At 73.5% G+C, this 12,601-nt stretch carries 16 protein-coding genes; 11 read left to right on the plus strand and 5 right to left on the minus strand.

The annotated features are described in order from the left end of the window. Positions 1–97: 97 nt before the first annotated feature. Complete coding sequence (locus NLX85_RS11170; RefSeq protein WP_091267462.1) at positions 98–811, minus strand: response regulator transcription factor; 714 nt, start codon at positions 809–811, stop codon at positions 98–100. Positions 812–1,063: 252 nt separating this feature from the next. Between NLX85_RS11170 and NLX85_RS11175 the strand changes: the two genes are divergently transcribed. From NLX85_RS11175 to NLX85_RS11195, 6 genes are all read left to right on the plus strand, one after another. After that, positions 1,064–2,113 carry a hypothetical protein gene (locus NLX85_RS11175; protein ID WP_254334306.1) on the plus strand — a complete coding sequence of 350 codons (1,050 nt, stop codon included), beginning with the start codon at positions 1,064–1,066 and terminating at the stop codon, positions 2,111–2,113. Positions 2,114–2,195: 82 nt separating this feature from the next. Next, entirely contained in the window at positions 2,196–2,981 is a 786-nt protein-coding gene (locus NLX85_RS11180; RefSeq protein ID WP_254334308.1) for a DUF2993 domain-containing protein, read from the plus strand. 83 nt (positions 2,982–3,064) lie between these two features. Next, positions 3,065–3,142 carry an Ms5788A family Cys-rich leader peptide gene (locus tag NLX85_RS33650; RefSeq protein WP_311202345.1) on the plus strand — a complete coding sequence of 26 codons (78 nt, stop codon included), beginning with the start codon at positions 3,065–3,067 and terminating at the stop codon, positions 3,140–3,142. Between the two features lie 203 nt (positions 3,143–3,345). Then, positions 3,346–4,221, plus strand: a complete 876-nt coding sequence (locus NLX85_RS11185; RefSeq protein WP_254334310.1) for a sulfurtransferase — start codon at positions 3,346–3,348, stop codon at positions 4,219–4,221. 5 nt (positions 4,222–4,226) lie between these two features. After that, complete coding sequence (locus tag NLX85_RS11190) at positions 4,227–4,550, plus strand: DUF1416 domain-containing protein (protein ID WP_148431197.1); 324 nt, start codon at positions 4,227–4,229, stop codon at positions 4,548–4,550. 208 nt (positions 4,551–4,758) lie between these two features. After that, positions 4,759–5,538, plus strand: coding sequence for a hypothetical protein (locus NLX85_RS11195; RefSeq protein WP_254335519.1), 780 nt, complete (start codon positions 4,759–4,761; stop codon positions 5,536–5,538). A gap of 51 nt (positions 5,539–5,589) precedes the next feature. Here NLX85_RS11195 and NLX85_RS11200 read toward each other — a convergent pair whose 3' ends face one another. From NLX85_RS11200 to NLX85_RS11210, 3 genes are all read right to left on the minus strand, one after another. After that, positions 5,590–7,644, minus strand: a complete 2,055-nt coding sequence (locus NLX85_RS11200) for a glycogen debranching N-terminal domain-containing protein (protein ID WP_254334311.1) — start codon at positions 7,642–7,644, stop codon at positions 5,590–5,592. Next, positions 7,641–8,021 carry an SCP2 sterol-binding domain-containing protein gene (locus NLX85_RS11205; protein WP_254334313.1) on the minus strand — a complete coding sequence of 127 codons (381 nt, stop codon included), beginning with the start codon at positions 8,019–8,021 and terminating at the stop codon, positions 7,641–7,643. Before NLX85_RS11205 ends, NLX85_RS11200 begins: the two co-directional genes overlap by 4 nt. A gap of 85 nt (positions 8,022–8,106) precedes the next feature. Next, positions 8,107–8,481 (minus strand): DsrE family protein, encoded by a 375-nt coding sequence (locus tag NLX85_RS11210; protein ID WP_254334315.1) that lies wholly within the window; start codon positions 8,479–8,481, stop codon positions 8,107–8,109. Between the two features lie 12 nt (positions 8,482–8,493). Here NLX85_RS11210 and mtfM point away from each other — a divergent pair, with 12 nt between their 5' ends. Continuing rightward, a complete protein-coding gene (gene mtfM / locus NLX85_RS33265; RefSeq protein ID WP_046570768.1) occupies positions 8,494–8,598 on the plus strand; it encodes a small membrane protein MtfM in 105 nt (34 codons plus the stop codon). Next, entirely contained in the window at positions 8,592–9,182 is a 591-nt protein-coding gene (locus NLX85_RS11215) for an FABP family protein (RefSeq protein ID WP_091267494.1), read from the plus strand. Before mtfM ends, NLX85_RS11215 begins: the two co-directional genes overlap by 7 nt. A 6-nt stretch (positions 9,183–9,188) precedes the next feature. Here NLX85_RS11215 and NLX85_RS11220 read toward each other — a convergent pair whose 3' ends face one another. Beyond that, positions 9,189–10,037, minus strand: coding sequence for an aminotransferase class IV (locus NLX85_RS11220; protein ID WP_254334317.1), 849 nt, complete (start codon positions 10,035–10,037; stop codon positions 9,189–9,191). A 67-nt stretch (positions 10,038–10,104) separates the two neighbouring features. On the opposite strand from NLX85_RS11220, the gene NLX85_RS11225 reads away from it, so the two are divergent. The 3 genes from NLX85_RS11225 (at position 10,105) to NLX85_RS11235 (ending at position 12,588) form a co-directional block, all read left to right on the plus strand. Beyond that, complete coding sequence (locus tag NLX85_RS11225; protein ID WP_091317473.1) at positions 10,105–10,533, plus strand: Fur family transcriptional regulator; 429 nt, start codon at positions 10,105–10,107, stop codon at positions 10,531–10,533. After that, positions 10,530–11,642, plus strand: coding sequence for a folate-binding protein YgfZ (locus NLX85_RS11230; RefSeq protein WP_254334319.1), 1,113 nt, complete (start codon positions 10,530–10,532; stop codon positions 11,640–11,642). The genes NLX85_RS11225 and NLX85_RS11230 overlap by 4 nt, the downstream gene beginning before the upstream one ends. A gap of 118 nt (positions 11,643–11,760) precedes the next feature. Further along, positions 11,761–12,588, plus strand: a complete 828-nt coding sequence (locus NLX85_RS11235) for a 3-keto-5-aminohexanoate cleavage protein (RefSeq protein WP_254334321.1) — start codon at positions 11,761–11,763, stop codon at positions 12,586–12,588. Positions 12,589–12,601 lie beyond the last annotated feature (13 nt).

Here is a 12,601-nt window from a genome sequence, read left to right on the forward strand (position 1 = left end):
CCCGGCAGATCCGGCAGTCAGAGTAGGTCTGACTGAGCGGGCAAAAAGGGCGAACCGGGGGAAGCATCCCCGATGGGGGACGGTGCGGAGGTCTCGGTCAGACCGGCAGCGGGGCGGGCTCCGACTCCGGCAGCGAACGCGACGGCGGCACGACGAACTTGTAGCCCACCTGGCGCACCGTGCCGATCATCGACTCGTATTCGGAGCCGAGCTTGGCGCGCAGCCGCCGGACGTGCACGTCGACCGTGCGGGTGCCGCCGAAGTAGTCGTAGCCCCACACCTCGCGCAGCAACTGGTCCCGGGTGAACACCCGGCCGGGGTGCTGGGCCAGGAACTTGAGCAGCTCGAACTCCTTGTAGGTGAGGTCGAGCGGGCGGCCCTTCAGCTTGGCCGCGTAGGTGTCCGGGTCGATGGTCAACTCGCCGGCCCGGATCGAGCCGCCGGCGCCCGCCGTGGCGTTGCTCAGCCGGCCGACCGCGAGCCGCAGCCGGGCCTCCACCTCCGCCGGGCCCGCGCCGGCCAGGATCACGTCGTCGACGCCCCAGTCGGCGTTCAGCGCGATCAGCCCGGCCTCGGTGACGACCGCGACGAGCGGGACGCCCAGCCCGGTGGCGTGCAGCATCCGGCAGGTCGCGCGGGCCTCGCTCAGCTCGGCGCGAGCGTCGACCAGGACGGCGTCCGGGGTCGGGCCGGAGACCAGCGTGCGCACGTCGCGCGGCGCGGTGCGGACCGAGTGCGGCAGCAGGTCGAGCGCCGGCAGCACCGCCGATGGTTCACCTGCGCGCGCGGTCACCAGCAGCAGGAGCTCCACACGATCACCTCCGTCCCGGCGGCTCTCCGGCCGCGCGCGACCAGCGACACTCCCGAGGGGTGTGGCGCTGAGAATTTGCGTGGGTCCCGGCGTCGCTGACGGGCGGGGTAACGGCTTGAGCGTAACCGATGGCCCGGCCGTCACCTCTGTGTCCTTTCCCGTTTGTCGGATCTGCCCCCGATCGCGGCTCAGGTTTTAACGTTGCCGAAACCGTGACTCCGCCGGGCCGGGCCGGTCTGGCACGATCGGGGCGTGTTTCCCTCGACCTCGCCCGACACCGGCCGCGACCCTTGGTCCGGCGGCCCGCCTCCCGGGCCTGCCGGCCCCGCCCGTGGCTACCCGCCGGCCCCGCGAACCGGCCCGGCCGACGACGACGGCGCCGCGCGGGAGCGGAAGGGCCCCCGCCGGCTCCGCAAGGGCGGGCCGGGCCGGCGCCCGGACGACGAGGCCGACGAGGCGCCCGAGGAGGAGGTGCCGCCGGTCCCGGTGCGCCGCCCGCTCGCGCTGACCGTCGCGGGCTTCGCCGCGCTGCTCGGCGTGGGCCTGGTGCTCGGCGCGCAGACCGCCGGCCCGGGGCACCGGCTGCCCTTCGCGTTCATCATCTTCGGCGTCCAGCTGCTCTTCGTGCTGGCCTGGACGATGGCCATGCGCCCGCCGGCGCTGCTGGTCGTCGCCCTGGTCAGCGCCGCCGCGGCCGCGATCGCCGACGCCGCGGCCGTGCAGTCGGAGATCGCCGGCCTGGCCCCCCTCGGCTACGCCGCCGCCGCCGGCTTCGTGCTCGGCGTGCTCGGCCAGCTCGTCCGCCGGGTGGACCGGGTACGGGTGACCGACTCGCTGGGCAGCACCCTGCTGATCGTGGTGGGGGTGGTCGCGTTCGCCACGCTGATCGTGCTCAGCCGGATCCCGAAGGGCACCCAGGCGATCACCGTCTGCCTCACGGCCACCGGGGTGGCCCTCCTGGTGGCCCGGCTCACCGACGCGGTGGCCCCCTGGCCCCGGCTCGCCCCGCAGGTGCCCCGGGGCGCCGCCGGCGTGGTCGCCGGCGCCATGCTCGGCACCCTGACCAGCGCCGTCCTCGGCAGCTACCTGGTCGGCTTCACCCCGACCAGCGCCGCGCTGGTCGGCCTGGTCACGGCGGGCACGGCCGTGCTGGCCGACCTCGCCGTCGGGTACGCCGAGGCGGGCCGGCTCATGGCCGGCGAGCCGCCGACCATGTGGGTCGCCCGGCACATGCAGGGCCCCCTGGGCGGCTTCGCGCTCGCCGCGCCGGCCGCGTACGCCATGTGCGTGCTCTTCCTCTGAGCCGCGCGGTTGGGGCAACGGCGGCTCGGGTAAGTACGGTTGCGCCGCGAGACGCGGTGATGCGGCGAGGGCAGGAGGCGGCGTGGCAGAGGCGTACCCGGCGAACGAGGGCCGACCCCGGCGGCGGGGCCGGAAGCTGCTGGTCGGTTTCGTCGTCCTGCTGCTGGTCCTGGCCGGGCTCCTGGTCGTCGCCGACCGCGTGGCCGCCGGCGTCGCCGAGCGCGCCATCGCCGACCAGGTCAAGAAGGAGGTCGCCAAGCAGGACGCGCAGTCCGCGGCGCCCCAGGTCGAGGTGGGCGGCTTCCCGTTCCTCACCCAGGTGCTCGCCGGGAAGTACGAGCGCATCTCCATCGTGCTGACCGACGTGCAGGGCAAGGTACAGGGCGACGCGGTCAGCGTGCCGCGGCTGGACGTGGACGCCCGCAACGTCAAGGCTTCGCTGGACACCCTCCGCTCCGGCCGGGGCGACGTGGTGGCCGAGACCGTCGACGGCCGGGGCACCGTGACCTACGACAGCCTGGCCAAGCTGCTCGACCGCCCCGGGCTCACCCTCGGCGAGCGGAACGGCAAGCTCGCGGTCACCGCGCCGGTCGACATCCTCGGCGCCAAGCTCACCGTGAACGGCACCGCCGACGTGACCGTCGCCAACGGCAAGGTGGCGCTGCGCTTCAACGACCTGACCGCCGAGGGCCTGCCCAACCTGCCGCTCGCGAAGACGCTGCTGGCCAACTACGCCAGGGGCATCTCGATCGACGTGCCCCTTCCGGAACTGCCGTTCCAGCTCAACGTGCGCAAGGTGGAGCCCAGGCCGGAGGGCCTGGTGGTCGACGCCGACGCGCGGAACGTGCCGATCAACTCCGCCGGCTGAGACCCCGCCCGCCGCCCCGGCCGTGTCCCGGATGCTGGTCGGCCCGGTGGCGCCGATCGGGCCGGCTGGTAGTCTCCCTCTCCATGGGGACGCTCCTCACCAAACGGCGCGCGGTCGACCTGTGCCGCGTGGCCACCTGCCTGTGTCGCCCCGTCATCTGACGGCGGGGCTGTCCTCGGCCGCCTAGCGGCCCCGGCACACAGGGTTTGCGTACCCTCCGGCTCTCCCCCTGATCGCCCGGCAGCGGCGCCGTCGCACGTACCCGTGATCCGTTCCTAGCTCTGGGTCCCGCGCGTGGTGCGACAATCACCGACTTCGATCTCCGCGCGCTGGCTCACCATCCATCCTCACAGGGAGTGATCTGATGAGTCGCGACACCGCACTCGTCTCGGCCGAATGGGCCGAGAAGAACATCGACGCCCCGGGCGTCGTCTTCGTCGAGGTCGACGAGGACACCTCGGCCTACGACACCGGCCACATCGCGGGCGCCGTCAAGCTCGACTGGCGTACCGACCTCCAGGACCCGGTGCGCCGGGACTTCGTCAACCAGGCCCAGTTCTCCGAGCTGCTCTCGGCGCGGGGCATCGGCAACGACGACACCGTGATCCTCTACGGCGGCAACAACAACTGGTTCGCCGCGTACGCGTACTGGTACTTCAAGCTCTACGGCCACCGCGACGTCAAGCTGCTCGACGGCGGCCGCAAGAAGTGGGAGCTGGACGCCCGCCCGCTGGTCACCGACACGGTGGAGCGCCCGGCCACGCAGTACGTCGCGCAGGCGCCGGACACCTCGATCCGCGCCTTCCGCGACGAGGTGGTCGACGCGATCGGCACCAAGAACCTCGTCGACGTGCGCAGCCCCGACGAGTACGCCGGACGGCTGCTCGCCCCGGCCCACCTGCCGCAGGAGCAGGCCCAGCGTGCCGGCCACGTGCCGACCGCGATCAGCGTCCCGTGGTCCAAGGCGGCCAACGAGGACGGCACCTTCAAGTCCGACGACGAGCTGCGCAGGATCTACGCCGACGCCGGGCTGGACGACAGCCGGGAGACCATCGCCTACTGCCGGATCGGCGAGCGCTCCTCGCACACCTGGTTCGTGCTCCAGGAGCTGCTCGGCCACCGCAACGTGAAGAACTACGACGGTTCCTGGACCGAGTACGGCTCGCTGGTCGGCGTGCCGGTCGCGCTCGGCGACACTCCCGGCGAAGCCGGGTCGGACAGCTCTGTCGGGGAGGCCTGATCTTTATGACTGCTCCCACCGCCGCCGGCTGCGCCGCCCCGGACCAGGCCGCCCCCCTCCCGGCCAGCCTGGACCTGGAGAAGGAAACCGTCATCACCGGCCTGGTCACGGCCGAGTCCGGCGAGGTCGTGCCGGGTGCGTACGTCCGGCTGCTCGACTCGACGGGCGAGTTCACCGCCGAGGTGGTGACCTCGCCGGCCGGCCAGTTCCGGTTCTTCGCCGCGCCCGGCAACTGGACCCTGCGGGCGCTCTCCCGGCACGGCAACGGCGACACCGCCGTCGCCGCCGCCCGCGGGATCAACGAGGTGACCGTCACGGTCGCCGCCTGACCCACGCTCTGATCGTGGCCCGCCGCCCCCACCAGGGCGGCGGGCCACGGGCGTTTCCGGAGCCCGCCACGGGTGTTCCGGGGCCGGGACGACGGGCGCGGCCGGGCCGGTCGCCGGCGCGTGACACGATGGCCCGGTGAGTGGTGCCGTCCAGGCGGGATACGCCCCGCCGACCCGTCCCGACCAGCCGACCCGAGGCCGGCGTGGGCTGCGCTGGCTGGTGGCCGCCACGGCGGCGTGGGCGGTGCTGCTCGCCGGGCTGACCTTGTGGTCGGTGCGGCACGACCCGCCGACGGTGAAGGAGCAGCGCACCCTGGGCCAGGCGGTGCCCGTGCTGGCCCGGGCGGCCGGCCAGGTGGTGGCCGCCCTCGGCGACGCCGCCTGGGCGTTCACGCCGCCCGTCCTCGAGCGGGGCTGCCGCGTCACCCCGCTGGCCGACGGTGCGTCGCTCACCCGGGGGGTGGACGTGCTGGTGCCCGCCGGTGGAGAGCGCGAGGTGCTGGAGCGCGTGGCGCGGCGGCTGCCCGCCGACTGGCGGGCCGGGGTGGCCCCGGAGGCCGGCAGCCCACGGCTGCGAGCCGACGCGGGGGAGTTCGTCGCGGTCGACGGCCGGGTGGTGGCCGACGGCCGCGTCCGCTTCTCGGCGGACACCGGCTGCCGCCCGCTCGACACCACTGTCGTCGACGCCCACCTGCTCCCGGGGCACCCGCTGGGGGCGGAACTCGACGGGGCGCTGCGGGCCCTGGGCCGGCCGGCGCCGCCGGACCCCGAGCAGGTCGTCGCCCCGTGCCCGGCGGGCGGGGTCGCGCAGACGGTCCGCGTCGCCGCCGGCGCGGAGCCGGTGTCGCTGGCCGCGCTGAAGCCGCTCGGCGCCGCGGTGGTCGACCGCCCCGAGGAGTACGCCTACCGCAGCGGATCCGTCGTCGTGCTGGCCGACGCCACCGGCGACCAGCTCCGGCTGGCGGCCTCCACCGGCTGCACCGGCTGACGTCCCGGCGGCCGGCCGACCGCCGCCCCATCGGGCGGAGCGGGTCGACGGTCAGTGCCCGCGCTGGTGGTCGTGCGGCGTGCGGCTGCGGCCCAGGGCGTCCACCCGGCCCCACCGGCCGGGGATGTCCAGCAGCTCCACCCGGCCCATCCCGCCCGGGACGGCAGGATCGATGATCAGGTGCTCGCCCTGCGGCTCCAGGCCCAGCATCACCCGCAGCAGCAGCAGCGGGGTGCCGGCCGACCAGGCCTGCGGGCTGCACGCGGTGGGATACTCCACCGGATAGTCGGTGAGACCCCGCTCGTAGCCGGCGAAAGCCTCGGGCAGCCGCCCGTCGAAGTAGCGGGACGCGCTGAGCATCCCCTCGCAGATCTGCCCGGCCTCCTCCCGGAAGCCGTACTTCCACAGGCCCCAGGCGATGATCGAGTTGTCGAACGGCCACACCGTGCCGACGTGGTAGCCGATGGGGTTGTACCGGCCCTGGTCGTCGGCGAGGGTCCGCACCCCCCAGCCGGAGAAGAGCCGCGGCCCGAGCAGCTGCCCGGCGACGGTCGCCGCCCGGGACTCGTCGACGATGCCGCTCCAGAGCAGGTGCCCGATGTTGGAGGAGAGCGCGTCCACGTGCCGCCCGTCCGGGTCGAGGGCGAGCGCGTAGTACTCCCGCTCCGGGATCCAGAAGTCCCGGTTGAACCGCTCCTTCAGCGCCGCCGCCTCGCGCTCCAGCCGGTCGGCGTACGCCGGGTCGTTCCAGTACTTGCGGGCCAGCCGGGCGCCGCGCAGCTTGGCGTCGTACGCGTAGCCCTGGAGTTCGCAGGTGGCCCGGGGGAATTGCGGCAGCCGGCCGTCGGAGTAGGAGATCGAGTCCCAGGAGTCCTTCCAGCACTGGTTCTGCAGGCCGGTCTCCGGGTTGCGGGTCATGTACCAGACGTAGCCGGTGCCGAGCAGGTCGCCGTAGGAGTCGAGCCAGCCCAGCGCCCCCCGGGCCTCCTGCTCCAGCTGCCGGACCAGCTTCGTGTCCCCGGTCCACCGCTCGTACTCGTCGAGCAGGATCACGAAGAGCGCGGTGGTGTCGGCCGAGCCGTAGTAGGGGGAGTGCGGCTGCTCCTGGAAACCGGAGGTCTCGCCGTAGCGAAGCTCGTGCAGGATCTTGCCGGGCTCCTCGTCCCGGAAGTCGTCCAGCCGGCTGCCCTGGAGGCCGGCCAGCATGAGGATGGTCGGCGGGACCAGCTCGGGCAGGAACGGCAGCACCTGGAGCGAGGTGAAGATGCTGTCCCGCCCGAACAGGGTCATGAACCAGGGCAGGCCGGCGGCGAGCAGGCGTACGCCCAGCGCGATCGACTCGTACCGGAGGGCGGCCAGGTCGTTCAGGCTGCGCCGGTACGCCCCGGCCAGCGGCTGGCAGTCGCAGCCCAGCTTCGGAGCCCGCTCGATCAGCTCGTTCTGCTCGGCGTGGATGGCCGCGACCGAGCGGTGCCCGCCGAGCGGCAGGGTGGCCCGGATGTCCTCCCCCCGGGCGCCGAAGATGGACGTCTCCACGTGCAGCTGGGTGGTCCACTCGCCGTGCGGCCCGACCCGGAGCCGGTAGGTCAGCCCCTCCTGGTCGAAGTCGCCGGGGGCGGTGCTGGTCACCACCACCTCACGGTGGAACCCCTCCCGGCGGTAGGTGAGCCGCAGCCGGTCCCCGCTGACCGTGGGCGTGGTGTGCCCCTTCTTCTGCCGCTGATGCTTGATCTCGAACAGGTCGGCGAAGTCGGAGCCGATGTCCATCCGGAGGGTGAACTCCACCTCCTGGCCGGAGTGGTTGAGCAGGGTCAGCTCCTCGTCGAAGCTGCCGCCGATCGACCGGCTGCGGATCACCGAGACCTTCGCGTCCAGATAGTGCGTCGGCTCGCCGGGGACCAGGAAGAACCGGGTCCGGTACGACATCGAGTCGTCGATCGAGAGTGGGTGCAGCCGCTGCCCGTTGAGGGTGAGCAGCCAGGTCGAGATGAACCGGGTGTCGAAGGAGAAGAGCCCCGTGGGGAAGTCGAACGACGGCTCGATGTCGCCGCGCCGGTCGCTGACCAGGAAGGTGTTGCCGTCGAGGATGCTGATGCGTTCCTTCATCCCGACCGCCGGACGTGTTCGCGGGCGGTCTCCCGGGGGTCCCGGACGCCGGGCGGGTCGGGGAAGAACCGGCGGAACACCAGGAACAGCACCACGTTGCCACTGAACGTGGCCTCGTTGCGCAGCACCGCCGCCATGCCGGCCTGCCGGCCGGTGACCAGCTCCTCGAACAGCTCGGCGCTGACGGTGAAAATGGCGTCGGCCGGCAGTTGCTCCCGGGTCACCTGGACCGCGCCGGGCGCCAGCTCCAGGTACCAGTGCTCGGTGCGGTTGCCCGTGGTCAGGTCGATCTGGAGGCGGCCGCGGGTCGGGCCGCGCAGCACCCCCGGGGCCCGCGCCGGCAGGGACCCGAAGAACCGCTCGATCGCCTCACCCACAACCGAATCGTAGGCAGCGGTCGGACATGTCGGGCCAGGATCGGCAGTCCACGCGGAACGGACATCGGCCGCGCGGCCCGGTGGGTCAGTAGACCAGGGCCTGGGCGCCCTCGGTCATCGCCTCCTCGACGAAGACCGCCGCCCCGGCGATCCGTACGCCGGGGATGACGTCGTCCTGGCCGATGTCCCGGCGGGCCGCGCACTGGGTGCAGGCGGTCACCTTGCCGGTGGTCAGGATGACGTGCAGCAGCTCGGCCAGCGGCGCGGAGTGCGGGAGTTCGAAGTCCTGCGCCCGCCCGGGCAGCGCGAACCAGGTCGATTCGCCGGTGAGCCAGAGCGACACGTCGACCCCGGCGGCGGCCGCGGTGGCGGCGACGGTGAAGGCCTGTGCGCAGCGCTCCGGGGAGTCCGCGCCGGCGGTGGCCTTGACGACGAGAGTGCGGGCCATGACGCCCAGCATAGGATGGCCGGGATGGTTACCGAGATCGGGTTCGTCAGCCTGCTGGTCGCCGGCCTGGGCGCGCTCGCCGGTGGCCTCGTCTACCTCGCTGTTCGCATCTCGAGAGGAAAATGGTGAGCGAGAACCCGCTCCAGCCGCCGTGGCTGAACGCGCCGCCGGTCGACCCGTACCCGTACGAGGAGAGCCACGACCTGCGCGTCGGCCCGAAGCTGCACCGGAGCCTGGACGGCCTGCTCCCGTACATCGGGGTGTGGCGCGGGCGGGGTCGCGGCGGGTTCCCCACCATCGAGGACTTCGACTTCGCGCAGGAGATCCGGATCAGCCACGACGGCCGGCCCTTCCTGTTCTACGAGTCCCGCGCCTGGATCCTGGACGAGCAGAGCCGCCCGGTCCGCCCGGCCGGCCGTGAGGTGGGCTGGTGGCGTCCGGTGCTGGACGGCGACCGGGTCACCGACGAGCTGGAAGCGCTGATGACCACGCCCACGGGCGTGATGGAGCTGCACATCGGCAAGCGCAAGGGCACCCAGATCGAGTTCGCCACCGACGCGGTGGTCCGCACGGCCACGGCGAAGGAGGTCACCGCCGGCGCCCGCCTCTTCGGCATCGTCGAGGGCGCCCTCCTCTACGCCCAGGAAATGGCCGCGGTGGGCCACCCCCTGAGCCCCCACCTGTCAGCCCGCCTGACCCGAGTAGCCGGCTGACCTTGATCAACGCGCCTCGAAGCCCAGGAGGGTGAGGAGGGGTGTGGTCAGGGGGGAGCGAGGGCGGGGGGTTTTGTCGAGGGAGGTCACCTCTGCCAGGCCGCGCAGCGACGAGGTGAGCCAGATGGCGTCGGCCCCGTGCAGGTCTGCCGGGGTGGGCAGGCGTTCGTCGGGCCGGAGGCCCAGCTCGTGGGCATGGTCGAGAAGCCAGCCGGCGGTGACGCCGGGGAGCACGCCGGTCTCCGCCGCCGGCACCGTGCACAGCGTCGTACCGGCCAGCCAGACCACGTTCGCGGTCGGCGCCTCCAGGACGTAGCCGTCGGTGGAGACCCAGAGCACGTCGTCCACCCCGGCCCGCTCCGCCCAGCGGCGGGCGGCGGTGCTCACCGCGTACGAGGTGGATTTCACCCCGGCCGGCAGCCAGCCCAGCTCCGGGCGGGCGCGGGCGGCCACCCCGAGCGGCAGGGTGGCGACCGTCACCCCGTCCCGGCGGGCCCGCCGGGCGGCCGCCGGCACCTCGCCCAGCGTGGCGTAGACCGTGGTCGGCCCGCCGCCCTCCGGCCCCCGGGTGCAGACCAGCCGCAGCGCGCCCTCGACGTCGGCCGGCCAGCCCGCGCTGACCGTGTCGAGCAGCTCGACCAGCACCTCGGTGGGAGGCATGGCCAGCCCGATCACGTCGGCGCCGGCCCGCAGCCGGGCCAGGTGGGCGTCGCGCAGCCAGGGCTGCCCGCCGCGCAGGTGCAGGGTCTCGAAGAGGCCGTCACCCTGCAGCACGCCCCGGTCGTCGCCGCGCAGCACCGCCTCGCCGGCCGGCACCACACCCCGGCCCGGCACGGTCACCCGCGTCGCCACCACGAGCGCAGCGTAGTGGCGTACCCCGGCGGCGGGCGGACCGGCGCGGCGGCCGAACTATGATCGGACGGTGTCCGAACCCTCCCTGGCGGAACTGCTCCGCTCCCGTGGGCTGCGGCTGACGGCGCAGCGGCAGCTGGTCCTCCAGGCTGTCCTGGATCTGGGGCACGCCACGCCGGAGCAGGTGCACACGGCGGTGCGCGAGGTGGCCGCCGGGGTCAACATCACCACCATCTACCGCACGCTGGAGCTGCTGGAACGGCTGGGCCTGGTGACCCACACCCACCTGTCGCACGGCTCGCCGACCTACCACGCGGCGGGTGAGCACCAGCACGTGCACCTGGTCTGCCGGGAGTGCGGCGCGATCGACGAGATCGACCCCGAGCTGCTCCGGCCGCTCGCCGAGCAGCTGGCCGCGCAGCGGGGATTCCAGGTCGACATCGGGCACGTGGCGCTCTTCGGCGTCTGCGGCCAGTGCGAGGACGGGGAACGTCAATGATCGACATTGCGGGAGCGGTGACCGCCGAGGCCATCGACGAGGAGACCCGGGACCAGCCCGAGCCGGCCCACCGGGCGGCCGGGGTGGGGCCGGTGGCCGCCCACTACGGCGACCCGATGCGCGAGCAGCGCACCCTGGCCACCGGCGTCGGCCTGGTCGACCGCTCGCACCGGGGCGTCATCGCGGTGCCGGGCGAGGAGCGGATGACCTGGCTGCACACGCTGACCAGCCAGCACCTCGCCGCGCTGCGCCCGTGGCAGGGCACCGAGCTGCTGGTGCTCTCCCCGCACGGGCACGTCGAGCAGCACGCCATGGTCGCCGAGGACGGCGAGACCACCTGGCTGGACACCGAGCCCGGGATGACCGGCGGCCTGCTGTCCTACCTGGAGAAGATGCGGTTCTTCAGCAGGGTCGACCCGCGTGACGCGACGGCCGACCACGCGCTGCTCTCGCTGGTCGGCCCGGAGGCCACCGGCGCGCTCGACACCCTCGGGGTCACCGGGCTGGCCGCGCCGGACGTGGTCAAGGTGCCGGGTCCGAAGTTCCGCTCCGGCGAGCTGCCGTCCCGGCCCTCCGTGGTGTACGACGTGAAGCCCCTGCCCGTCGGCGGCTGGGCCCGGCGGGTGGCGCTCGGCGTCGACCTGCTGGTGCCCCGCGAGGCGATGACGCAGGTGGTCGACGAGCTACGCGGCGCCGGCGTGCCGGTGGCCGGGCTGTGGGCGTACGAGGCGGTGCGGGTGGCCGCCCGGCAGGTCCGGGCCGGGGTGGACACCGACCACCGGACCATCCCCGCCGAGGTGGGCCTGATCGGCTCGGCCGTACACCTGGACAAGGGCTGCTACCGCGGGCAGGAGACGGTGGCCCGGGTGCACAACCTGGGCAAGCCGCCGCGCCGGCTCGCCCTGCTGCACCTGGACGGGGTGACCACCGACCAGCCTCCGGCGGCTGGCACGCCGGTGACCCTGGACGGCCGGACGGTCGGCTTCGTCGGCACCGCGGTGCACCACTTCGAGCTGGGTCAGATCGCCCTCGCCGTGGTCAAGCGGAACGTGGCCGACGACGCCCGGCTGATGGTGGGGGAGACGGCCGCCGCCATCGATCCGGCGTAAGGGCTGTCGTCCCGGCGGCCGTGAAGCGGAAAATCTTCCGCGTCCGGCGGCGGGCGCACCTGATTCTGCTGCGATCCGGCTGTCGACCGGAGGGCGGCCGGCGGTCTAGGATCCGGGCATGACCACAGGGACGTTGATCACGGTTGCCCCGACCGGCGCGGAGTCGGCCAAGGCGGAGGTGCCGGCGCTGCCGGTGACCCTGGACGAGCTGCTGCTGACCGCCAAGGAGTGCGAGGCGCTCGGCGCCGCCGTGATCCACGTCCACATCCGCGACGACGAGGCGAAGCCCACCCTCGACCAGGGTCGGCTGCGGGAGACCGTGGCGGCGCTGCGCCAGAGCACCGACCTGATCGTGCAGCTCTCCTCCGGCGGCGCGGTGACCGACCCGGAGTCCGCGCGGCTGGCCGTGCTCGACGCCGGCCCGGACATGGCCTCCTGCACCATGGGCACGGTCAACTTCGGCGACGACGTGTTCCTCAACCGGTGGGAGTTCATCGTCGACCTGCACACCCGGATGCAGGACAAGGGCGTCGTCCCCGAGTACGAGATCTTCGACCTCGGCCACCTCACCGCGCTCCAGCGGCTGCTCGGCAAGTACGGCCTGCCGCACGGCGGGCACGTGCACGTCGACTTCGTGATGGGCGTGCCGGGCGGCATGCCGGGCACCACGGCCACCCTGGTCGCGGCCCAGCAGATGCTGCGCGACCTGCCCGAGGGCACCACGTTCTCGGCCACCGGCATCGGCCGCAGCACCATCCCCGTGATGCTGGCCTCGCTCTCGGCCGGCGGTCACCTCCGGGTGGGCATGGAGGACACCGTCACGTACGCCAAGGGCCGCCCGGTCGAGTCGAACATGCAACTGGTCGCCCGCGCGGTCGGCTTCGCCCAGCTCGCCCAGCGTCCGCCGCTCACCACCAGCGAGGCCCGGGCGCTGCTCGGCCTGTAAGCGACGGTCCGCC

The sequence above is a fragment of the Micromonospora sp. A3M-1-15 genome, assembly GCF_024213425.1.
Lineage (GTDB): Bacteria > Actinomycetota > Actinomycetes > Mycobacteriales > Micromonosporaceae > Micromonospora > Micromonospora chersina.